The sequence below is a fragment of the Varibaculum vaginae genome (genome assembly GCF_900604285.1).
Lineage (GTDB): Bacteria > Actinomycetota > Actinomycetes > Actinomycetales > Actinomycetaceae > Varibaculum > Varibaculum vaginae.
In genome coordinates, this window is the sequence record NZ_UWNY01000001.1 from 1119973 (window position 1) to 1143390 (window position 23418).

The following is a 23418-nucleotide window of genomic DNA, read 5'->3' on the forward strand; positions in this document are numbered from 1 at the left end:
GCCGCCGATTTTGCCGGAGTTTTCTCCTAGGTATCCCTGCAAGATTTATTGAGGGGTAGCGAAAAATGCGAAAGTAAGGACATACTTTCGCATAATTGTGTCAAAATCAGGACATAACCGCTAAGGGTACACTTTTTGCGTCTCTATGGTTTTAGAAAAAGACTATTTAGACCGGCATGGAGCACTTTTCGGGCAGTTAAGCGAGTGCGTTAGGAGGGGGTTTGCGGAAGCAGGATGCGGATACCTATATCCACTTCTATGATTCCCCGCTGGGCGAGCTGGTAATGTCCAGCGATGGCAGCGCGCTGATTGGGTTAGGTCTAGTATCACAGCAGGCTGCGGGCACCCGCCCTCAGGAAAAATCTTTGCCGATATTCCAAGAAACCGTGTGCTGGTTAGATACGTATTTTCGAGGACGCGCACCCTCGTTTACCCCAAAGCTAAAGCTCTCGGGCTCGGACTTTCAGAAACGGGTTTGCGAAATCATGCTTACCATCCCGTTTGGGGAAACCGTTACCTATGGGGAAATCGCTGCCCGGATCGCGTGGGAGCGAGGGATTCCACGCATGTCCGCGCAGGCAGTTGGGGGAGCAGTAGGGGCGAATCCGATTCTGTTAATTGTTCCTTGTCACCGGGTAATTGGTGCAGGCGGCAACCTCACCGGCTATGGTGCCGGAATGGAGAGAAAAATCCAGCTGCTGAAACTAGAAAAAGTCGATATGACGAATCTGGTCATGCCAAAGAAAAAGTCGGGACCAATGAAACAGCCGTTACCAAGGAAGCTGCATCCTTATTCCTAAGCTAAATAGGTGTTGAGTAATTTTAATGAACTTGTTAGGGTGGCCTTTGTTAGTTAGTCCTTACTGAAAATAAGCGAGTTGTAGTGAAACAAGAACTTAACCCCGTACGGAAAGTATTGGCCCTGTTGCTGACATTCTTCCTGGTGTTTGCAGGGGCGATTATGGATGGCGCTAAGGCATCTGCATTAGAAAGTTCCTCGCAGATAACAATAAAAGCAAAAAATAAAATAGATTCAACAATTGCTGCCAACCAAGATGGATTAGTGGACGTTTTAGTTACGTTCCAAGATGATGCCCCGGATAGAAGGCTGGGGGAAGCCAAACGCTTGTTAGGCTCCGAAGCTTCTCCGGCGGCTATCTCGTTAAAAGCAGCACAGCTGCGTGCGCAAGCAGCGCAAAAATCAGCACAGGCGTTCTTAGCCGATAATCCTAAAGTTAAAAAATATGAGTCTTTAGAGATAGCCAATACTATCCGGGTAGTAGGTAAACAAGAAATATTGCAAGGGCTAGCAAAGCTCTCACCGGTGGTGAGCATCACTCCAAATAGAATGGCGCAAATGATTGTGCCGGCTAAAACCAGTCAAGCCGTAGGAGGGAGTTCTCGTAGTGCGGACATTAACCCAGAAGAAGAAATAGAAGCCAATTTACGGGCCATTCGCGTTAATAAAGTTTGGACAGAAAAAAACATTACCGGTTCCGGAATTACTGTTGGTCTAATTGATCAAGGGGTCGATTATCAACATCCCGCATTGCGCAGTCACTTTCGCGGCTTCGATGCCAAGACAGGAAAGTTTATTTTAAAGGGAAACTACATAGATTTTGTAGGCAGCGGAAAAACAGACAGTCATGGGACTCACGTTGCGGGAATCATGGTGGGATCCGAGACGCGTAAAACGGGTAATGAAACAGTTGAAGTGAATCGAATCGGAGTAGCTCCTGGGGCAAAATTTATTGCTGCCCGTGCTTTCCGTGATGGGGTAGGTGGAAGTAACGCCAATATTATCAAGGCGTGCCAGTGGATGCTTGCGCCGGGAGGGGACAGCGCGAAAGCCCCTCGGATTATTAATCAAAGCTGGTCGGATGGAAGTAATAAAGCGGATCCATGGCTGGAAGAAGTATCTAAAACTATTCGTGAAGCTGGGATTTTGAATGTTTTTAGTGCTGGAAATAACGGGGCAGTAAAAGCGGCTCCTGGTTCGGTAGATAATCCTGGTTCTATGCCGGGGGTGCTAAGCGTGGGAGCCGTTAATAACACTGGGATACTGGCAGACTTTTCCCGTCGCGGGCCAAGCCAATGGAAAAATGCGGGAATAAAACCCGATTTGGTTGCTCCTGGGGTGCAGATTCGCTCGGCTTTACCGGGAGGAAAATATGCCTCCTGGGATGGCACCAGCGGAGCTGCTCCCCACGTATCGGGTTTAGCAGCCTTGGTTTTACAAGCTAATCCCCAGCTATCGGTAAATGAGTTAGAAGCTATTTTGAAATCTAATACTCGTAAGGGAACTGATGATGAATATCCACAAACCCCAAACTATGGGTATGGGTATGGAGTGATAGATGCGTATGATGCTGTGCAATCAGCTCTACAAAAAGCAGGAAAAATTCCGGCCGGCGAAAAACTTGGGAGCCTCAGTGGTACGGTGAGTGCCGCAACTACAGTAAATACCAAGCTACCGGCGATAATACAGCTACCTAAACGGGCGTATATAAGTCGAAAACTACCCGTGTTAGTCAATCTGCAAGAGCCAAATAAATGTAGAAGTATTTCGTTATTACTCATCAAAGACGGAGAAGAAGTAGCTCAAGAAAAACTGGCTATAAGCAGTACTAACAATGAAAAATCCTACGAAATTTCCCTACCTGCGGAAAAAATAACAGCACCGGGAAATTACGAAGTTAAAGTTCAAGTAGAGACTACCAGCAATAAAATTTATGAAACCTCCAAAGCCTCGGTGCAGGTGCAGGCGGCAATCCTTCCGGGTAGCTACTTTAATGATTTTGAAAAGTTATCGACTGGAATAGATATGGAAGGAGATTTCCGGGTATCCACCGTAAATTTGCAGACAGATCCCCGTCCGGTCACCGGAGAAAGAATTTTGGGGCTTAATCCCAATCAGCATGGTATGGGTACAGCGGAACAGTCAACCTTCCAACTGCCCAGAATTGATCTAACTAAGGTAGTGCCCAGCGATAAGGTGGAGCTAGTCTTCCAAGAAAATGCTAGTTGGGCTGGCGGGGTAATTGGTTTCCAAGCTGTTAGTGTCCCTAAAGCACCTGGCGAAAAAGCAGAAGGGGTATTTAACTATCCCACCGAGCTAAAACAAGAAGGATGGGTAGAGCGGCGTGTCGATCTTTCAAAATTTGCGGGTAAAACCATCGATTTATTTGCTTTCAGCCTTAATAAGGGGGGAGTAAGTGGAGACGGTTGGTCGATTGACAACCTTTCTTTGCTTTTAAATGGGAAAGGAGAAAGTGCTAATACCGATCCCGTTCCACACACAGATTTACAGTTGAATCTGAAAGGTGAAGATTCTTCGGGATACGAAGCACTCGCAGCAGCAATTGAAATACCGCAGCTAGGGTTAAAACTTTTAGCAGATGAAAAAAGCGGAAAATATAGTATCCCTAAGATTCCTGCCGGAACATATGATGTCTATATTGGGCATTCAGGATACGCAACGCAAAAACATTCGGTCAAGGTGCATCCGGATAAAGATCTCAAACTAGATGTGATTCTTGAAAAAGAAAAACCTGGTGGCGCGGAAGAACCGGAAATAGAAAATTCGCAAAATTCAGTTCCTCCCGCAGACAAACAAGTTGGTCGCCGGGAGGTAGCATATGACAATAATAATCCGTTAGCCGGAGGGATCTTACATTCAAAGGTAGGTCGAGGAGTCGCGATAGATGTTAACGGAGGAGAGCGCACTCAGCTGCGAAAAGTTCACATTTTTGGAGCGGGAAATAATCCTTACCTGCAAGCAGGGCAAATGAGATTATCTGTAAAATCAATCAATTCGCTTGGCCGCGTAATTGATGTGGTTAAACCGCGCCTAATAAACATAGTTCCTGGAAAATGGAATGAAATAAATCTTCTTTCAGATAAAATCGCGGGAAACCGCCAGCTGTATATTACGGTAGAACAAGTTTCCCCCAGCGGAAAGACTCCTGCTGTGGCTTTGGATTCTTCAGTGAGGCCAAAAACCGGGGCAGTTCAACATGCTTATTTGTACACTGGGGAATTCCTGCCTTTAATAAGCGGTGGTTACTTTGGGGTACCAATGATTAGAGCAGAATTTGGTACAACCGACCCTAACGATAAAGCTGTTAGTCCGGTTCAGCCCAAATTTGCCTCAGAGGTGAACTTAACCCCAGTAGCTGATGCGTTAGTCTCCGATGAACAGAAACCAAAGGATCTGCTAACTATTGGTGACTGGGAAATTAGCCCCTCTCGCGGCATGATTACTAAATGGCTCAAATTAAAAGAGTTCTTAGAAAAGCCCTCTGACCAGCAAAATCTAGAGATTCCCGAAGTGATCGGCGGAGTAAAAATCACTAGTATTGGAGCTGGAGTTTTCAAGAATCCTACTTGGGGGATAAAAAACGTAGCTAAAGTACAAATTCCTGAAGGGGTTACTGAAGTTAACTCTGAGGCATTCTATAACCTAGGAATTAAAGAACTTAAGTTACCGAGTAGTCTGGAACGGATATATAGTAGCGCCTTTCAAAACCTGCGTGTTACTCAGTTGGAACTGCCAGATAATTTGCGCCATATCGGGGATAACGCCTTTGCCTATTGTCGTAAACTTAAAGAATTGAAAATACCTAATAGCGTGGAATATCTGGGCAGGGCAGCATTCGAAGAAGCTGAAAGCTTAACGCTATTGAAATTGCCGAATAATCCTAAGTTTACGGAAATAGCTACGATGGCCTTCCAAAATGCCGAAAAGCTTAAGCAGGTAGAAATACCGGATTCGGTGAAAATAATTAAACCAAATGCCTTTGCACGACCTTTCGCATTTGATCGCGGGGGAATTGAGAATCTGAAATTGCCTGAAGGCCTAGAATCTATTGAAAATAACGCTTTCATCGGCAATTCTCTCAGTCAATTGAGAATTCCAGATTCAGTGCAGGAAGTGGCGGAATCTGCTTTTGAAGGAAACCAAATAGAGACCTTAATCTTTGGGGCGGAATTGAAAAAACTTGGCGCAAGTTCCTTCGAAGGTAACTTGTTAAAGAAAGTAGTATTCACCGAACAAATTCAGACAGTGGGGAGACGGGCATTCGCCGACAACCCACTCGAAATGGTTCGTTTGAATCGTAGGATTAAGCCTTATGATAAAAACCAGAAAATAGGTTTGCGTGAATATGCTTTACCGAATGCCATCGGAAGCTTGGAAATCTATCGCGATGACCAGGTTAATAAGCAGATTAAGGAATCCTTGACTCGCGATGATGACACATTGCCTGAAATTAAAGTTGTGTCGGATGCAGAAAAACAGTTTGAAGATAAAACTAATAAAATAGTCGGAAAAATTATTGCTCTTAATGCTGGTAAAGCCTCCCAGATAAAGGCGGAACAACTACCCCAGATGGAATCGACAGTAGCTTCTCTTAATAGGCAACTGCTTGACAATCCTTATCAAAAGTTGGAGGTTAAACAGCTACTGCAAGTTGATTTGCTAGACGATGAGAAAGAATCTGTCCCGTGGCTAGGTACCTTGAAAGTGAAGTTACCTTTGGAAGAAGATAGCTCAGTTTCAATCTACACCCGACCGTTGGGTAACAAAGGGAACTGGACCTTACGTACGGGTGATTATTCTCAGACAGGTTTTGCTGTCATAGATCTCTCAACTGCGAGTGAAATAGCGGTGGTGAAATTTGCTCTTAAGGTACTGGATCTACCGGGAATAGTAGACTACGGTTTCTTGGCTCCCTGGATGGCTCCTTATCGGGCGCCACTGCCGATAGATCCACACCCGGGTGCCTCTAATAATGAGGATGAAAATAATGCTAGTTCCGGCAATGACGGTACTTTAGAAAAAGTGGAGCCCAAAGAAGGTTCTACTGGGGAAAACAACAGAAATAAACGAGAAACTAGTAATAAACGAGGTAATAGTTTAGTTAATACCGGTATATCTACCGATTTGTTGGCATTGTCGTTGGGGAGCATGTTGTGCTTTATCGCGGGTGGAGCGTTACTTATGAGACGAAGGGAGAAAAGCCTCCGCTAATTTGTCCCCTCTGTTACAAACGGTAGGCAGTTGCAGTGATAAATACCCCGCATTTGCGCCTGATGGTTCATACATCTTGTGAACTCGGGCGTAAGTGGTAAGGGGAGACTGCCAGCTGGAACGACTGGTTGTGACCAGCGTTGGCTAATAGATGGAGAGGACTTGCTATTAATGCTGGCAAAATAGATTTAGGAATCTAATCATTCTGAAAACCGCGCCCTCACCCCGGGCAACAAGATATGCTTGACCGGCTAGTTGATTCTGTTAATTACACTAGAATTGCCTGGTAACTGGGGTGAGGGCGTGGTCGCGAATTACCATGCTCTCTAATGTAGGTGCGTTAAATGTGTGCCTCGAGATCCGGGAGAGGGGGCAGTTAACCTTTAGCGGGGCTGGAGGGCAAGGTCGAAACCTTGGCTGCGCACCGCATTTAGCATTCCGCGGCGTAAGGGCGCATCTCGCAGCATAATCCGGGTGAGGCTATCGGTGAAAGAATCCGCGCGTTTTCCATGTGCCCGAGTGTCATAGTAGGAAGTCATTTCCTGGTCATAATCCGCGAAGATTTCCAGGTAGGAACCCTCAAAACAGTTATAGGAGTCCTCAAACATGCGCAGCTCCATCGGCATTCGCGGCTTGAGCTGCGGCTGCTGCCCCGGGTAACCAAACATTACCCCCAGGGCGGGGAAAGTCAGTTTCGGGAGCTGCAAAATCTCAATGAGTCGGGTTGGGTCATTCAAGATTGAGCCTAAGAAACAGGTTCCCAACCCCAGGGATTCAGCGGCATTCACCAAGTTTTGCGCCATTAATACTGCATCGGTGAATCCCTGGAAAAACCCGTCCATACCGCGCACGCTAGCTTTATCCTCTCCTTTTTCCTCCACGATTCGGTAGGAACGGTATAGGTCGGTAAGGAAAATCCAGAGCTGCGGAGCCTCAGCAATATAGTCTTGTTGACAAACCTGGGAAATCTCCTGTTTCTTTTCTGGATCTCTCACCTGAATAATCGAAGCCATTTGCACCCCGCAAGAGGTCGCAGTGCGCCTGGTAGCCTCTTTCAGCTGTGCTAACACTTCTCGCGAGATTGGTTGAGTATCAAAAGACCGTACCGAGCGGTGTGCCAACTGGTTTTCAATAGTTTCAGACATAACAGCTCTCCTAAGATCCTCGCCTACCTTCACCACCGGGACTGCCGGTTCCTTGTCGTTAAGTTTAACCTACCTGCTGGTTAACTCGCAGAGGTGACCAGGTGGGTAATATAGCCGAGGACGCTAAACGGGGGAAGTCATGATTAGACCGATACGAAACTTTCAAAGAGCCGCGATTGACCATCCCCATGCCCAAAGCCTGGCCGGTCCCCGGGGGCATTTTTCCGTGTCCGATACCTGGTCGCTATCGCAACATTTACTGCTATACCTGAAAGAACGGGGGGTAGTGAGGGGAGATCGGGTAGCGATTTGCGGCGCTAACAGCGAATATCACCTGTTGCTTTGGATCGCTTGCGACCAGATGGGAGCAGTATTTGTTCCCCTGGCTAAAGCCGCCGCGCCTGCCGATTTACGAGCGATGGTGGCCGACTCTGCCCCGCGCCTGCTCTTTAGCGATCAGGAGGGGGAGCTGCCGCTAGCTAGTGTCGCCTCCGCTGCCGCAGAGTCCGCGTCCTCCCAGGGGGGCGCCCTCGGAAAACCGCAGGTTATAAACCTGGATCTGCTGCATGAACAGCTCCTAACTGCCCACAGAGAGCAACCTTTTTCTCCCGGGGAACTAGCCGGTGAGATTGCTCCGGTAGCCGAGGGGGAGCTGTCAGCAATCATTTATACCTCCGGGACTTCTGGGCGCCCCCTGGGGGTGGAGCATTCCCGCGAAACCATGTATTGGGCGTGGGCGAACTATCGTGACGCTTTCGATTACCGCAACTCGGATACCGGGTTGGCACTCGCGCCCTTGTCCCATATCGGCGGGTTTAACGGCACCACCAACGATATTTTCTGTCACGGCGGAAAAATAGTAGTGATTGCGGGATTTTCTCCGCTTACCGCTGCCCGGATTATTCACCAAGAACAAGTCACCATCGGGTTCGCGGTTCCCACCATGTTCACCGGAATGTTGGATGCTCTGGAGAAAGATGCGGGGGAGGAACTCACGGAAAATCCCTTCCCGTATTGGCGCCGTCCCCTGATTGGAGGCGCGCCTCTATCGGCAGCTTTAGCGCGGCGGATGGAAAAACTTGAGCTGCGTCCGATCCAAGTCTGGGGAATGACCGAAACCGGAGGTGCCGGCTGCTACCTGGGAATAAACGAATCTTTGCAGCATCCGGAGGCGGCTGGGCGTCCCTTTACCTATTCTCAAGTGGCGGTGCGCGACGCGGACGGGAAAGCGCTGCCGGCAGGCACTCAGGGACAAATCACTATCGGCGGCCCGCAGGTATGTAAAACCAACTATCCGGGCAGAGCCATCAGTGCTATTGACGGGCAGATTGAAACCGGAGATATCGGGTTTATCGGTGAAGACGGCTTGCTGCGCCTGAGCGGACGGGCAAGTGACGTAATTATTAGCGGCGGGGAACACGTTTTTCCCGCACAAGTAGAGGACGCGCTCTCAACTTTCCCCGGTATCGGACAGGTCGCGGTAATCGGCCTAGAGGACGAGTATTGGGGGCAGAGGGTTTGTGCGGTAATCACCGGAACCGCCACCCTCTGGGCCCTGAAACAGTTCCTAGCAGGCAAACTAGCCGCCTATAAAATCCCCAAACAAATAATTCAAGTAAGCGCGCTACCCCTAAACAGTGCCGGAAAAATATCCCGCCAAACCCTGAAAGAATTCCTTTCCTAAGACTGATCTCGCAGTTCGCGGGGAGTAAGTTTTTCCTCCCACCCAAGAATTCGGAAAAAGACCGCAGGTATTTTCCGAATTCTTATGCGCACCGCGCCCACTCGGATAAAACTCACTCCCGGCGATACTCAGGTATTCAGCCCGGATTTCGGGGCGTGAGGTAAAAACTGCCCCATTGTTCCTTTCGTCTTTCCAAACGTTATTTAAGTCCCAAGAAAACTGTGGTGGTTAAGGATAGCTGCTGTAAATCTAATAGCTACTAATGTTTGACTAAGGTTTATCTTGGTTATTAGGGTTTTAGTATGGAAAATACATCTTCTTTGCCACAATCTGATCGTTCAACCAGTACTGCTGCCGGATATTGGGTGCTCGCTCGTGCTGGTAAGCGGGTGCTTCGCCCTGGCGGGTTGAAGTTGACGAAACAGATGTTAACTGCCGCCGATATGCAGGGAAAGCAAATCGTCGAGTTCGCTCCAGGGCTAGGTCGTACTGCCCAATTGCTCGTCACCGAAGGCGTAGCCTCCTATGTTGGTGTTGATCAGGATCCGGCGGCAGTAGCACGGGTGGAAGCCATAGTCAAACCCCACGGCGGAACAGTCATTAATGCTAAAGCGCAAGACACCGGGTTGAGTGGCGAAAGCGCCGAGGTAGTGGTTGGTGAAGCGATGCTAACCATGCAAGGCGAAAAAGCTAGAGCCGAAATCGTTGCCGAGGCATTTCGTCTCCTCAAACCAGGGGGTCGTTACGCCATCCACGAGCTAGGACTCACCCCAAATGATATTGACCCAAAGCTGGCTGACGGGTTACGCCAGCAATTAGCCCGGACGATTCGAGCTAACGCGCGCCCGCTGACCGAAAATGAATGGCGTGCGGTGCTAACTAATGCTGGCTTTGAGGTGGAATGGATTAGTTTTGCACCGATGGCGTCACTATCAGTCAGGCGTAATCTGGCTGATGAAGGTATCTTGGGGGTTGCGCGGATTATCCGTAACCTAATCCGGGATAAAGACCTCCGAGCCCGGGTTCTTCAGATGCGATCCACTTTCAACAAATACCGCGACCACCTGACCGGCATTGCGATAGTAGCTAAGAAACCGTCCAAGTAATTTATCTCCCTAATCACCTGAACGGTCACCGTCATGAGCGCTGAAACTCCAACACCTCCCGCCCTAGGATTTATCAACAATCTAGCTAATGAAATCGAGTACGCGGCAGGCTCAACTGTCTCAAAAACCTTGCTGCGCGCAGAGGGCGTCAACGTCGTGCTATTTTCTTTCGATGCTGGCGAGGAACTTTCTGAGCATACGGCTGCGATGCCGGTGCTTGCTGAAACCTTAGAAGGTGAGCTCGAAATCACCGCCGAGGGTAAAACCGTGACTCTGCTACCTGGTGGTTTAGTGCATTTCACTACCCGATTACCGCATGCCGTTAAAGCTATCAAGCCATCAAAAATGGTGCTTTACATGCTGGCAAGACCAAAAAACTAACCTCGGCGGATAAGAATCGCAGGGAGTAAGTTTTTCCTCCCGCCCAAGAATTTGGAAAAAGACCGCAGGTATTTTCCGAATTTTTATGCCCACCGCGCCCACTCGGATAAAACTTACTCCCCGCGACCACCAAAGCACGCGTACCTGAAAAACAGTCCTCACATAGCAAGCGCTCAACCCCAAAGGAACGGCTAGTCAAAAGAACGATCACCTATTTTACTTTTATCTTTCTGGCCGGGAAACGCCTCGCTAAAGTAGCTGCAACGTAAGCGTGCAAAGGAGTTATCGCTGAGGCAAGGATATAAGAAAGTATCCGCCCAGCAGGATAGGGCTCAGTACAATAACTCTTCTGGGAGCGTGCGAGCTGTGATGGCGAACAGGGGCTGGGAGAATAGGTTTTATCCGAGTAGGTTAGGTGGGCATAAGTCGGGTTAAATCTCTAGGATTTAACCCGACTTGGGCAGGAGGGAAAACCTATTCTCACAGCTCTATTGCGTGGAACGGGACGCTAATAGCGCAGAGGCTTCTTGGCGCGCGGTACCTTCCTCCGCTAGTTGCGCCAGATTAGCGGGGAGCTCGCGGCCTTTCGTCTGCATGGCGCGTGCCCACAGCCTGCCTGCCCGGTAGGAAGACCGCACCAGGGGGCCGGCCATTACTGCCGAAAAACCCAGGCTATAGGCGTATTTTGACAGTTCTACAAACTCGGTGGGTTTGACCCAGCGGTCAATGGGATGATGCAGGGGAGAGGGACGCAAGTATTGGGTGATGGTCATAATATCGACTTTGGCATCCCTGAGGGCGCGCAAGGCAGCCTCGATTTCCTCGCGGGTCTCACCCATTCCCAAAATTAGGTTCGATTTGGTAATTAAACCGGCATCTGAGGCGGCCTCTAATACCTGTAGGGAACGTTCATAACGGAAGGCGGGGCGGATCTGCCGGAAAATCCGGGGTACGGTTTCCAGGTTGTGACCGAATACTTCCGGGCGCGCCGAGAACACTTCCTCGAGGGCGCCCTGGTGCCCCCGAAAGTCGTCTACCAGCAGTTCTACCCCGGTATTGGGGGATTTAGCGTGAATCTGGCGAGCAGTTTCCGCATATAGCCAGGAGGCTCCATCGGGTAGGTCATCGCGGGAAACTCCAGTTACCGTGGCGTACCGCAGCCCTAGTTCGGCGACCGATTCTGCGACTCGGCTCGGTTCCTCGCGGTCATATTCACCGGGGCGTCCGGTGGCGATATCGCAAAAGTCGCAGCGCCGGGTGCAGACTGCGCCACCTATCAGGAAGGTGGCTTCCCGATCCTGCCAACACTCATAGATATTGGGACAATTGGCTTCCGCACACACGGTGTTTAACCCGGAGCGGTGTACCAGGTGCCGCATATCCATATAGTTTTTACCGGAAACTACTTTGGTTTTTATCCACTCGGGTTTGTTTTCGATGGGGCTGAGGGCGTTCCTGGCCTCTACCCGTAATAGTTTGCGTTCGCCCACCTCAGGGAGTGTAGACATTTGCACCCTCCTGACTTTGCTGTTCGCCTCGAAAGTAAGGGGTGTCTAAGTTGCGGTGCAACCCGGCGATTACCGGGGCACGCATAGAGTCCACGGTTTCCTGGCATCCTTGTTCGCTCATGGAAGTTACCCAGGCATCGGTGAGACCGCAGGGGATTATCCGGGCGAAATCACTAAAAGTGGGATTCACATTGAGAGCGAAACCATGCATAGAAGCACCCCGCGCGGTATGGATCCCGATGGCGGCAATCTTTTTATCGATTTCCCCCGGTTTCAGTACCCAGGCACCTGCCCGTCCCTTTATCCGCTGCGCGTCAATCCCATAGGGCGCTAAGGTATCGATTACTACCTGTTCCACGGCGCGAATAAAGCGGATAACATCTAGAGGCTGCGGCAGTTTCACTATCGGGTAGCAAACCAGCTGTCCCGGGCCGTGCCAAGTAACCGAACCGCCCCGGTTTACCTCGATTACCGGTACATCTTTATTAGGTACATCTTCTGGTTTGGTATTGCGCCCCACTGTGAAAGTGGGGGAGTACTGCACCAGGAGGGTTGTGTTTTCCCGTGTTCCCGCTGCTACCTCGGAATGTACCTGTTTATGCAATTTATCCAGGGTGCGATAGTCCTGCAGCTGCCCGGTTAAATCCATTATTTGCACGCCCTCCAGCCTACCTGCTTTAACCCACTTAACCGCTATTTAGTGGGCGTGAACGATGACTATAAGCCAGCAACGAAATCCGCCAAAATTTTTTCTACCTGCCGGGTTTCCACCAAGAAACCGTCATGACCGGAGGAGGAAGTAACTTGCCGGTACCTGGCACCAGGAATCTGGCGTGCCAGTTCCGCGCATTCTTCCACCGGGAATAAGCGGTCAGAATCCACTCCAATCACCAAAGTGAGTGCAGAGATGGAGCCGGCGGCGCGGCGGGTGCCGCCGCGTCCGCGCCCGATATCGTGCGTTATCATCGCGCGAGTTAGCGTCCGATAAGATCCGGGATCAAAACGCCTGGTCAGTTTCTTCCCGTGATAATCCAGGTAGGACTCCACGGCATAGCGTCCCCCTGCCAAGGGATTTTCATCGCCTTGCGGGTCATGTCCAAACCGGGTGTTTAGCTCGCCGGAAGTGCGATAGGTGGCGTGTGCGATTTGTCGAGCTAGCGCCAGTCCGGCATTACCTGCTTCTTTATCGCCCGATAAGTAATAGTTTCCTCCGGCAAAGCTGTTATCTAACTCTTGGGCACACACCTGCATATGTGCCCAACCGGTCTGGTCGGCGGTGGTCGCTCCGGCGGTCGCGACCACCGCCAAAGCCCGTACCCGCTGCGGATAGAGGCACGCCCACTCCAGGGCGCGAAAGCCTCCTGCTGAAGGTCCAACTACCAAGGCCCAAGACAATATTCCTAGGTACCTGCGCAATTGATTTTCCGCGCGTACCTGGTCACGGGTAGTGATTTCCGGAAAACGTGAACCCCAAGGTAGGCCATCGGGAGCCGGCCAGGCCGGTCCGGTAGAGCCCTGGCATCCCCCTAGACAGTTAGGTGCCACCACAAAGTAACGATCCGTATCAATCGGTTTTCCCGGGCCAACTACCCGCTCCCACCAACCGGCAGTGGGGTGTGCGGGGCTTTGCAACCCAATTACATGAGAATCCCCGGTAAGGGCGTGTTCAATCAATATCGCATTGGAGGCATCCGCGTTTAGTTTCCCCCAAGTTTCATACGCCAGGTAGCCACTTGGCAGGGAGCCTCCATTTTCTAAAGGTAGTTCCCCTAGAGAAACAAACTGGCGGTTACCGGGATCATCGCCGGGCAGCCAAGCCGGATTGTTTGCCCAATTAGTGCCGGGATATTGCTGGCGGGGGTTAACACTAACGCCTTGCGCTCTATCTTTTAGTGCCGTTCGCATTTTGGTTCTTCCTTCAGGTTCTATCTGCTGCGGGTAAGAGTGTTACTTGCTGATCGCCGCAAAACCGGCCTTTAGATCAGCGATAATGTCCGCCACGTCCTCTAACCCGACTGAGACCCGGATAGTGGATTGGGTGATACCCGCCGCCGCCAACTCTTCTTCATTTGCCTGTGAATGAGTGGTAGAGGCTGGGTGAATTACCTGGGAACGCAAATCTCCCAGGTTAGCCACATTAGTTAGTAGCCTCAAAGCATCAACGAAAGCTTCCCCAGCTGCCCGGTCGCCTTTAAGGTCAAAAGCCAAAACTGCACCGGCACCGCCGGGAGCGTATTTTTGCTGCAAATCATGGGTGGGAGACGACTTCAGCCCCGAATAGTTAACTGAGCGCACCTGCGGGTGCGCCTCCAAGAACTCTGCTACTTTTTGGGCGTTCTCCACATGGCGTTGCACTCGCAGTGAGAGGGTTTCAATCCCGATATTTACTAGGAAAGAGTTAAAGGGGCTGGCAGCAAAACCAAAGTCACGTAATCCTTGTACCCGGGCTTTAGTAATGAAAGCAGACTCACCTAGGTCTTTATAAACCAGGCCATGATAGGAAGGATCTGGCTGGTTGAACTGGGGGAAACGCTGCGGATCAGCACCCCAATCGAAAGTGCCGCCGTCGACAATCACCCCTTGAATAGAGTTGCCATGTCCGCACAGGTATTTCGAGGCTGAATGCACCACAATATCGGCTCCCCACTCAAAGGGGCGAGTTAAATAGGGGGTGGCCACCGTGTTATCAACGATAAAGGGCACCCCGACTCGGTGAGCCGCCTGGGCGACGGCCTCGATGTCTAGAAAATCGTTCTTCGGATTGGGAATAGTTTCCCCAAAGAAAGCGATAGTGTGCTCATTAGCGGCTGCCTCCCACTGCGCTGCATCCGTAGGGTCAGCCACGAAAGTGGTAGTGATGCCATAACGTGGCAGGTTATTAGCCAGGAAGGCGATGGTGCCGCCATATAGGGAAGGTGAAGCCACAATATTGTCTCCCGCTTCGGCTATTGTCAAAATAGTCAGCGCAATCGCAGCGGCTCCGGAGGATGTTGATAGCGCCCCTACTCCGCCCTCTAGTGAGTTAACCCGCTCCTCGAAAACCTCGTTAGTGGGATTATTTAGGCGAGTGTAGATAGGGCCCGGTTCTTTTAACGCGAAGCGATCCGCGCCTTGTTTCGCATCCTTAAAAACGTAACCATTGGTTTGATAAAGCGGAGGCACCGGGGATCCGGTTTCTTTATCAGGACGGTATCCGGCGTGAATCTGGCGAGTGTTGAAACCCCAGTTTTGCTTAGTCATTTTCATTTATCCTTTTCAAAGTAGATTTGGGTTTTTTTAAACGTTTGCCAATAGTCCACTTCGGATAAACAAAATGCCCGGCAAGGCAGTCCAAAGGGACCTTCTTTGCACGGGCAAACGCGTCGCCGCCTAGGGGCGGACTAGATAGAGCTGACCGTGCGGGTCAGCTGAACATTCGACGTGTCATGTCCCCAAGATAACCCGCTGTGCCCCCGCAAAAGCAAGCCAGTATTAAACTCTGAGAACTAAGTCACTATTTCGGTATGGGGAAATTTTGAGATTCTAAGCTGTCTAATAGCTGAAAAACCGCCCCTCAGCGGTTAATCTGGAAGAAAGGATAATCCTAAAAGGAGAAAACATGAGCCAAGACAGCCTGCCCAGTGTGGATACCCCAGCCGACCCGGTAGTTTCCTGGACTGTTCAAGAGGGAGCAATGGTAGCTGCCAAGCTTGATCCTGCTGCGGTTTGTCGGTTTTTCCAGGAACAAAATATTGTGGCTGAGGCTGATTGGTTTCCTGACACCCCTAACTTGCTAGGGGTAAATATGCTCCGCAACCAAGCTGATGGTCTAGCCTCCCTGGACGAAGCGGATCAGCCGCTGCGGGTTGGGGCAGCGCTTCCAGAAGTAGTAGAAAAATTGGCGGAAAAGTTTGCGGCCGATGTACTAATCGGCGAATATCAAGCAAATAAGCTCCCTGCTGACACACCTGTTCCTTCCCGCAACGCCGATTCCACTCAGCGGGTGCGGGTAGTGGAAATTTCGCAGATGCCGGTCACTTCGGTTCCTTTTTGCGCTGCGTCGGAGGGGAAAACTCTAGGCTGCATTACCCTTCCGCAGGGGCGGGTTGCGCTATTCTATGAAACTATTCGAGCCGAGGTAGTGGAAGGTTCCCTGATTTCTCGAATCCCAGCTCTCGGACTCTATGTTTCTGACCATGACCAGCGGATAGTAGCAGTTACCTCCGACGAAAATGCCGACCCAGAGAAACTAGCAATTCACTCCTGGTCGCTGAAGAACCAAGTAGTTCCCGGAGCGGTTGAAAATCCAGATTCGTTGCTGCTAGAGAAAATGCGCGAGTACCTCGGGCATTCATCTTCCCCTAAACGTATTGCCGAAACTGCTGGCTGCGATGCTGAACAATTAGCTGAAACCTTCAAAATGCCAGGCCAAGATGGCATGGTGCGGGCAATCGAAGTCTTGGGGTTACCGGCGGAAGCCGCTGCTTTCCTCTATGGGCGGCTAGAGTTAGAGGACGTGCCCGGCATCGAGATTTTTCACGAACCAGGCTGGGCAGCTGCCATGGGGCAAAGCGTAGATATGCGGATATTGCAGTCTGCTGAGGACGAGAAAACTCTTTTCGGAATTTTACGGAAACTGGAGATAGAACACCCGATCCTGATGAAAGTGGCAAATATTTCCCAGTTAGCAGTGGGAATTGGTTTGTTGGGGGCAGGACTGGTAGGGATCGCCGGAAAGCGGCGTTTCTCAAAATTATCCTTGCTCGGGGGAATAATGTTGGCCTTAGACAGCGGCTTGCGTTCCTCGGTGGTTTATCATATTAAAAATCGGACTATCGGGAATTAATTCCGACAGTACTGCGGTATTATCTGTGTTTTTAGACGATAGTTAAGCGTCTGAAATACGTCCGTGCTCTAGCGAGGGTCACGCCGAGAGTCTTTGAGGGAGCGTAAGAACGCTATCCGCTTTTCTTGTCGGTTAATCAAACGGTCGATATAAGCGGAAACTTTTCCTTGCCACGGTTTACCGCTTTCACTTGCCAACCGTGAGCGCCACTTTTTTCCCCGTCCTAAAGATGAGGCAGCCGGAAAATCTATTTCCGCAGGTACGTTCAGATCCACCATGCCGCTCAAGCGATGGTGTGGCCAATCCAAAGTCAAGGGTGCAGACAGGGAAACGTAGTTAGGGGTTTCGCTACCATGCACGTCCTCTGCTTCGCTAACTTTGAGAGTTTTGGGAGGATTTGCAGTAAACGAGCAGCAGATCAGCATTACTCTCGAAAGCAAATTAATCCACAGCAGTAAAGTGATAATAGCGGCGAATGAGGCCAGTAAAGGATTATTAACTGAGCCGACTACCGAGGTTCCCAGGGAACGTATCAGGGTAGAAACCGTGCCAAAAATTGCTAATCCCCAGAGTAGATCGTTTCTGGGGGCCCGAATCAAGGCTACGAATCGAATTAAAACCCAAAGGACTAATCCATCAATCGCAGCGCTGATAATAAAAGATCCGATGCGAATAGCTGTGGAGGTAATCTCCGATTCCAGACCGATAGATAACAAGAGATGCCTACCGATAATAGAGTTTGCCAGAGTTAGAATTCCGGTGGCGCCCACTCCCAAAGAAATAGTTACGAACCCCAACAGGTCACGCAGTTTTTCCATTGCCACCCCGGCAGGTACTTGATCAATTCCGAACATGGCGCGGATAGAGGACTTCATAGCGCGCATAACTGAGGTAGCAGAAAATAGTAGCACCACTACCGCCACCATTCCGGTTAACGAAAAGGAAGTAGTAAGTATCAGGTCGGCAGGGTTAAGGATCCCGGAAGATCCTTTCCATTGCAGTACTCCCGGCAACGAATTTGCCAGGGAAGAAAATATGGCATCCTGTAGGCGCGGGCGACGTCCCAGGATTCCCAACAAAACCGTTACCCCTATGGTTAGGGCGGCTGCCAGAGAAAAAATAGCAGAATAAGCAATTCCTCCCGCAAGTAGGGCTCCCCGGCCGTTGCTATAACGCATAAAGGAACGCATGATCCGGGTACGTTGAATCCACAAAATAAACTTCTTAGCTTTTGCTATTATTCCTTTCTGTGCTTTCACCTCGGAAAAGGTAGGTGAAAATTGTTCACGATGGCGAACACGCACCGATAGCTGCGCTGAAGCTGAGGTTTGTTGCATAGCTTCAATCTAGCGGTTTCAACCAGCGAAAGCACCCCGGAAACGAACAAAAACGCGCGAAGAAAAAGACAATTAGCAACATTTGGGGTAATCTAAGGGAAAGGTTCTCTCGAACATGGAGTAGCTCATGTTAGCGCACCAGCGGCACGACGAAATATTGCGACAAGTAAATCAAAATGGATCAGTGCGAGTAACTGACCTAGTAACACAACTGGACGTATCGGAAATGACGGTGCGACGGGATATTCAAGTTTTAGCTACTAAGGGTCTACTCGAACGAGTACATGGCGGTGCGGTACGGATTGCGGGGGCTTCAGAAGAAGGAAATCTAGCTACCAGTGCTCCTAGCGGGGAAGAAAAAATACTTGCCCAAGCTGCGCTCGAAACTATTCGCCCTGGCTCTAGCGTGTTTATTGGAGGCGGCGGTTGCGGACCCATTCTGGCTAAATTAATAACCGAGAGCGATTTTTTCTCTTCGCTTACAGTAGCGACTAACTGTTTGCCGGTAGCTAAGCTGTTAGACCGTGCCCAACAGGAACAACGTAATCAAGGTAGGGTGCCCGCTCAAGTAATTATCTTCGGAGGACAGCCGGAAGGGCATGAAAACTTAGGCCCGCTAACCCTGGCGAATGCCCATAACTTTTATTTCCATTCAGTATTTATTGAAGCGGAAGGAATGGATAAAGAAACTGGTTTAAGCTGTGGAAATCTTGATAAAGCAGCTCTGAAACAAGTCTTGATCCGCAATTGTGAGTTCGCCACGGTGATGGTGCCGGCTCGCAGTTGGGGGCGTACCGCGCTAAATGTAGTTTGCCCTCTGAAACAACTATCACGGGTTATATCGGCGACGGAGCCTCCTACGGAAATAGCCGAAGCTTTGACCCAGTCGCAAATAATGCTGGATATACGCCAGCTGGATTCAAACCGATAAACCATAATTTCAAATCATGAGCCTGCACCTAATTATTCCCGCCGGGGGCCCAGGAAGTCGCCTATGGCCGCTGTCACGGGCAGCGCAACCAAAATTTCTACTCGACCTGCTGGGGCAGGGATGCAGCCTTCTGCAAGCAACTGTGGATCGTCTCCGCCCCCTCACGGCATCCTTAACCGTGGTAACCGGAGCTAGTCACGGCGAGGCCGTAGCCTCGCAAAACCTGGCCGACCGTTTAGACCCTGAGGTAAAAAGTAAATATGCGATGCTACTGGAGCCCAGTCGGAAAAATTCGCTCGGGGCGATTGCCTGGGCGGCTGCGCGGCTGCAAGCAAAATATGGGCCCGTAATAGCTGGATCTTTTGCGGCTGACCATGCCATCAAAGATGTTCCCGCGTTTCGCAGAGCCGTAACTACAGCAATTAAAGCTGCCGAAAGCGGAAAAATCGTCACTATTGGGATAGCTCCTTCTCGCCCTGCTACTGCCTACGGTTATATCTGCGCCTCCGAAATGCTTGTGAGAGCCGAAAAGCAGTATCCGCCCGTTCTGCTAGCTAGAAGTTTTAAAGAAAAACCATCCGAGTCTGAGGCCAAAAGTTATTTGCAATCCGGAGGGTACTTTTGGAATGCGGGAATGTTCATTTTCAACACCAGCATTCTACTTTCTCACTTGCAAAGACTGCTTCCTGATTACTTTGAAACTATTCAGGAAATGCTTCATTACCAGCAGGGGAGTGCCCAGTTCGTAGAACTATGGAACTCGCTTTGTTCCTATCCCATTGATACTGCAATAGCGGAACCGGTAGCTGCAGTCGGGGGAGTAGCTGTTGTTTCAGCCGCGGATTTCGGTTGGTCAGATGTGGGAGATTTTGATTCCCTACACGAAGTGCTCGCCGGAAATAATCTGCTAAACCCAATTGTGAGGGGAAACGGGGCAACTCAGGTTATAGCTAGCCCGGGAGCTTTTATAGACCATCAGGGAAAAGAAAAGCTGGTAGTACTGGGGATTCCCAATGCGGTGGTGATTCGCCGCGGGGACGTAACTTTGGTAACTACCAGTGAGTGTGCTCAACAAATAGGGGATGTGGCTAGCGAGCAGGGGGAATTGGCTTGAAGCTCTTGGGACAAGCGATAGTACTTTTGGTCTCGGCTTTAGTACTTGCAGGTTGCGCGGGAACTAATGTAGCTCCCGCAGGTTATATAAATGCCGCGGATTTTCGCACTTGTCTGCTGACCATGGGTAAAGGCGAGGCTGGATCTATTAATGCCAGTGCGATCAGTGCTTTAAATGACGGTAAAAAACGGCTAGGAGTGGCGGAGCATCGTCGCACGGTTGAATCCCCAGCTAAGATAGATAAAGCTATAGCTCATGATATTTCCATTAATTGTTCCTTGATTATTGGGGTGGGGGAGGCATTTGTCGAACCCTTGATGGAACAGGCGAAATATCACCGCGCTCGGCATTTCGCGTTATTGTTGCCACCGGGTACTACTGCCCAAGCAACCCGCGAGAACCTAGCTGTTATTACCTACGATTTGAGCCAGCCTGCCTATGTGGCTGGGTTTATAGCCGCCGGGACCTCCGCAAGTGGACAGGTAGCAGTAATAGCAGGGGAGAAAAATCCGACTAATCAAACATTGCTGACTGCTTTTGCTAAGGGAGTTGCCCGTTATAACACCGAGCAAAACACAAAAAATTCTTCGGCGGTGAAAGCGAATGTTAAACCTGGTGGCAAGGGGCTGTATTTAGGGAAGAAACCTCCGGTATCCCAAATAAAAAGCCGAGTGGAAGGGCTGGTGAAACAGGGGGCAGATGTGATTTTCTTTGCAGAGGGCGTGCAAAGCCCGGCTGGTTTAGCGGTGATTGCTAAGGCGAATCAAGATAGGGAAAAAGCGTTTGAAGCTACTGAGGAAGGCACTAAAAACGTGGAACCTGATAGCGGAGATTTGAAGCTGAGTCCCTCCGAGAGCAACGAAAAAACTATTGCTTCGCCTACGGTGACTGAAAGGCCGCAGGAAAATGACGCCGTAGGATCTATTACCGCGATTTGGTATCTAACTGATGGTCACGAGACGCAAGCAAATTCGTTGGGGCAAAATCCTCCTGTTTTAACTTCGGTCGTTCCCGATCTTTCACAGGCAATGATTTCCTTGATAGAACAGGCACGTAAAGATCGCTTTGCCTCGAACTCTACTCAAATTTTAGGAACCTACAAGAACGGTTGGGTGAGGCTTGCGCCGTTTTATGAATACGACTCTACAGTGCCTAATGAAGTCAAGAAAAAGTCACAAATAATTGAGGAAGAATTCCGGCAAGGAACCTTGAAAATTTAGCGCTATTTTTCCTGCCGGGCAGAAACTAGAGATAAAAAATCGCTAAGTCCCTTAACTTAGGCGGGGTAGAGGTAATCTACATTTTAGGTTTCGTCGGGATAGAGATGGTGGATAGCTATTGCTAAATCAATAACTTCTTTCTTGCTCATCTCGATAACCAGGCGTCCGCCCCCTAAAGCCGGCAGACGCAACACGACCTCCCGACCTTCTTCCGTGCGTGCCCCGTCCTCGGCCACTTCTAACGGACCATCTCCGGTTCGCGGTTTCATTGCTGCCATGCTGACCCCCCAGAGAGCTTAATATGTAGGATTAAAATTAATAGAGACTTCGCCAATTATAGCAGATAAACACTGCTAAATAAGCTGGAATATGGGGTTACAGTAGCTAGGTAACCCGGTTTATTTCTATTTGAGTCCCGAAGCTGGAGTCTGGCGAAATTAGTTATTTCGACATTAATTGGAATCGCTTATTTCAACTATTTTCATTTTCTGTCTGATAATGAGTCATTACATTATTTCAGTTTCGCAGCATCAGTTGATCTTTGAAGCAGGCATCGGTTATAAGTGCGGAGATTTTAGGAATCTTCAGAAGCTTTCCCGATAATTTCTAAAGCTTGGGCAGGGGTATCGACTAGTTGCACCGCCGCTAGCTCCGCCTCAGTAATCATTCCTGAGCCTAGTAATTGATCTTTGAGCCAGGAAATTAGCCCACTCCAATAGCTATGCCCTACCAAGACAACCGGGAAAGACTTGATTTTCCCGGTTTCAGCTAAGGTTACGGCTTCAAAAAGTTCATCCAAAGTACCGAATCCGCCTGGTAACACAATGAAGCCTTGAGCATATTTAACAAACATGGTTTTGCGGGCAAAAAAATACCGGAAATAAATGCCGAGGGAAACCCAGTCATTGAACATCTGCTCATGTGGTAGCTCGATTCCTAGGCCTACCGAAATCCCTCCAGCCTCGGTACAACCTTTGCAAGTGGCCTCCATTTGTCCCGGGCCTCCACCGGTAATCACCGACCAACCGGATTCAGCTAAGAGTCTTCCAGTTTCTTCCCCCAGGGCATATTCGGGGCTATTTCGGGGAGTGCGAGCCGAACCGAAAACTGAGATTGCTGGCCCCAATTCTGCTAAGGCTCCGAAACCTTCAATAAATTCGCTTTGAATCCGCAACACCCTCCAGGTGTCGTCGTGTAGCCAATCAGTATCTTTTTGCGGACCTAACAAACGTTGCTCGGAAGTCTCCTTGGGATGCAAGGGACTGCGCATCTGAATGGGGCCACTCCGATAAACGCCTTTATTCTTAAAACTCCTCACTTGCGCAGCATACCAGGATGCGGCTTAAGGGCGAGCTAACCTCGCCGAAACTTTAGGTAGCATAGCGCGGAAATACAGACAAAAGCACAGGTAATATGGGAATAAAAGCGAATGAACACCTGTGGTAAAGTTCGAAAAACTTTATCGGGCTATTCTTGCGGGCAGTAAATGCCAACTGCTAACCCATCCCCACAGGTAAGAATATTGGCAATGAATCGCTCGTCCTTTAACAGGGAAGTGACCGCTTGCCGCATATGGGTAGTTTCCATTTCCCTACGGGCGGGGTCTCCAACTTGATCCATCCAGAGGGCGTGCACGATTGCAACCATGCCTCCGGGACGTAGAATTCGAGTAGCCTGTTCGATATAGCTAGCAATTTCCCGGACATCCCCGTCAATCACTACTAAATCATAGGCAGCACCCGCCATCCGAGGCAGTACTTCCAGGGCATGACCGTTAATCAAGCGGGTACGATTTGGCCGGTGGGTAGCGGCTCGAAAAGCACTACGGGCGGTCGCCTGGAACTCTGATTCGGAATCGATAGTGGTAAGCACTCCGTTTTCAGACATTCCCGCCAGCAGATAGAGTCCTGATACTCCCGCTCCGGTACCAATCTCAAAAATTGCTTTAGCTCCGCATGCGGCCGATAACATCCGTAGCGCTGCCCCAGTTGCGGGAGAAACCGGCGCAGCTCCCATTTCTACGGCGGCGGCGCGTGCTGCCGCCGTGACTTCGTCTTCTGCCACCTGAGACTCTGTCCAGTCCCAACTTAAAGCCTTGTTGTTGTTCATAACGACTTCCTTAGCTAGCGGATTTAC

18 protein-coding genes are annotated in these 23418 nt (G+C 50.0%); 9 read left to right on the forward strand and 9 right to left on the reverse strand.

What is annotated here, in order from left to right:
* Window positions 1-221 precede the first annotated feature (221 nt).
* Window positions 222-800 (forward strand): methylated-DNA--[protein]-cysteine S-methyltransferase, encoded by a 579-nt coding sequence (locus tag EFB02_RS04795; RefSeq protein ID WP_234992737.1) that lies wholly within the window; start codon window positions 222-224, stop codon window positions 798-800.
* Between the two features lie 83 nt (window positions 801-883).
* Window positions 884-6031: a S8 family serine peptidase gene (locus tag EFB02_RS04800; RefSeq protein ID WP_122820419.1), complete on the forward strand. Its 5148-nt coding sequence runs from the start codon at window positions 884-886 to the stop codon at window positions 6029-6031.
* 383 nt (window positions 6032-6414) lie between these two features.
* Here EFB02_RS04800 and EFB02_RS04805 read toward each other — a convergent pair whose 3' ends face one another.
* Window positions 6415-7176: an NADPH-dependent oxidoreductase gene (locus EFB02_RS04805; RefSeq protein ID WP_122820420.1), complete on the reverse strand. Its 762-nt coding sequence runs from the start codon at window positions 7174-7176 to the stop codon at window positions 6415-6417.
* Between the two features lie 139 nt (window positions 7177-7315).
* Here EFB02_RS04805 and EFB02_RS04810 point away from each other — a divergent pair, with 139 nt between their 5' ends.
* The 3 genes from EFB02_RS04810 (at window position 7316) to EFB02_RS04820 (ending at window position 10347) form a co-directional block, all read left to right on the forward strand.
* Window positions 7316-8860, forward strand: coding sequence for a class I adenylate-forming enzyme family protein (locus EFB02_RS04810; RefSeq protein ID WP_122820421.1), 1545 nt, complete (start codon window positions 7316-7318; stop codon window positions 8858-8860).
* Between the two features lie 302 nt (window positions 8861-9162).
* Window positions 9163-9966, forward strand: coding sequence for a class I SAM-dependent methyltransferase (locus EFB02_RS04815; RefSeq protein WP_122820422.1), 804 nt, complete (start codon window positions 9163-9165; stop codon window positions 9964-9966).
* A 33-nt stretch (window positions 9967-9999) separates the two neighbouring features.
* On the forward strand, window positions 10000-10347 hold the full coding sequence (locus EFB02_RS04820) for a cupin domain-containing protein (RefSeq protein WP_122820423.1): 348 nt from the start codon (window positions 10000-10002) through the stop codon (window positions 10345-10347).
* A 488-nt stretch (window positions 10348-10835) separates the two neighbouring features.
* Here EFB02_RS04820 and lipA read toward each other — a convergent pair whose 3' ends face one another.
* The 4 genes from lipA to EFB02_RS04840 form a co-directional block, all read right to left on the reverse strand.
* Window positions 10836-11855, reverse strand: a complete 1020-nt coding sequence (lipA, locus tag EFB02_RS04825) for a lipoyl synthase (RefSeq protein WP_122820424.1) — start codon at window positions 11853-11855, stop codon at window positions 10836-10838.
* Window positions 11839-12504: a lipoyl(octanoyl) transferase LipB gene (gene lipB / locus EFB02_RS04830; RefSeq protein ID WP_122820425.1), complete on the reverse strand. Its 666-nt coding sequence runs from the start codon at window positions 12502-12504 to the stop codon at window positions 11839-11841. Before lipB ends, lipA begins: the two co-directional genes overlap by 17 nt.
* Before the next feature lie 68 nt (window positions 12505-12572).
* Window positions 12573-13760: a homoserine O-acetyltransferase MetX gene (gene metX / locus EFB02_RS04835; RefSeq protein ID WP_122820426.1), complete on the reverse strand. Its 1188-nt coding sequence runs from the start codon at window positions 13758-13760 to the stop codon at window positions 12573-12575.
* A gap of 42 nt (window positions 13761-13802) precedes the next feature.
* A complete protein-coding gene (locus tag EFB02_RS04840) occupies window positions 13803-15095 on the reverse strand; it encodes an O-acetylhomoserine aminocarboxypropyltransferase/cysteine synthase family protein (protein ID WP_122820668.1) in 1293 nt (430 codons plus the stop codon).
* 358 nt (window positions 15096-15453) lie between these two features.
* On the opposite strand from EFB02_RS04840, the gene EFB02_RS04845 reads away from it, so the two are divergent.
* Window positions 15454-16680: a hypothetical protein gene (locus EFB02_RS04845; RefSeq protein ID WP_122820427.1), complete on the forward strand. Its 1227-nt coding sequence runs from the start codon at window positions 15454-15456 to the stop codon at window positions 16678-16680.
* Between the two features lie 68 nt (window positions 16681-16748).
* On the opposite strand, the gene EFB02_RS04850 is transcribed toward EFB02_RS04845, so the two are convergent.
* A complete protein-coding gene (locus tag EFB02_RS04850; RefSeq protein WP_122820428.1) occupies window positions 16749-18017 on the reverse strand; it encodes a YihY/virulence factor BrkB family protein in 1269 nt (422 codons plus the stop codon).
* 127 nt (window positions 18018-18144) lie between these two features.
* Between EFB02_RS04850 and EFB02_RS04855 the strand changes: the two genes are divergently transcribed.
* From EFB02_RS04855 to EFB02_RS04865, 3 genes are read left to right on the forward strand one after another with little or no spacing between them, the layout of a single operon-like run.
* Window positions 18145-18948 carry a DeoR/GlpR family DNA-binding transcription regulator gene (locus EFB02_RS04855; protein WP_122820429.1) on the forward strand — a complete coding sequence of 268 codons (804 nt, stop codon included), beginning with the start codon at window positions 18145-18147 and terminating at the stop codon, window positions 18946-18948.
* 16 nt (window positions 18949-18964) lie between these two features.
* A complete protein-coding gene (locus EFB02_RS04860) occupies window positions 18965-20062 on the forward strand; it encodes a mannose-1-phosphate guanylyltransferase (protein ID WP_122820430.1) in 1098 nt (365 codons plus the stop codon).
* Window positions 20059-21282 (forward strand): BMP family lipoprotein, encoded by a 1224-nt coding sequence (locus EFB02_RS04865; protein WP_122820431.1) that lies wholly within the window; start codon window positions 20059-20061, stop codon window positions 21280-21282. The genes EFB02_RS04860 and EFB02_RS04865 overlap by 4 nt, the downstream gene beginning before the upstream one ends.
* Window positions 21283-21365: 83 nt before the next feature.
* Here EFB02_RS04865 and EFB02_RS04870 read toward each other — a convergent pair whose 3' ends face one another.
* The 3 genes from EFB02_RS04870 to EFB02_RS04880 form a co-directional block, all read right to left on the reverse strand.
* On the reverse strand, window positions 21366-21560 hold the full coding sequence (locus EFB02_RS04870) for a DUF3117 domain-containing protein (RefSeq protein ID WP_122820432.1): 195 nt from the start codon (window positions 21558-21560) through the stop codon (window positions 21366-21368).
* Window positions 21561-21856: 296 nt separating this feature from the next.
* A complete protein-coding gene (locus EFB02_RS04875; protein ID WP_122820433.1) occupies window positions 21857-22552 on the reverse strand; it encodes an LOG family protein in 696 nt (231 codons plus the stop codon).
* 197 nt (window positions 22553-22749) lie between these two features.
* Window positions 22750-23391: an O-methyltransferase gene (locus EFB02_RS04880; RefSeq protein WP_122820434.1), complete on the reverse strand. Its 642-nt coding sequence runs from the start codon at window positions 23389-23391 to the stop codon at window positions 22750-22752.
* Window positions 23392-23418: the final 27 nt, after the last annotated feature.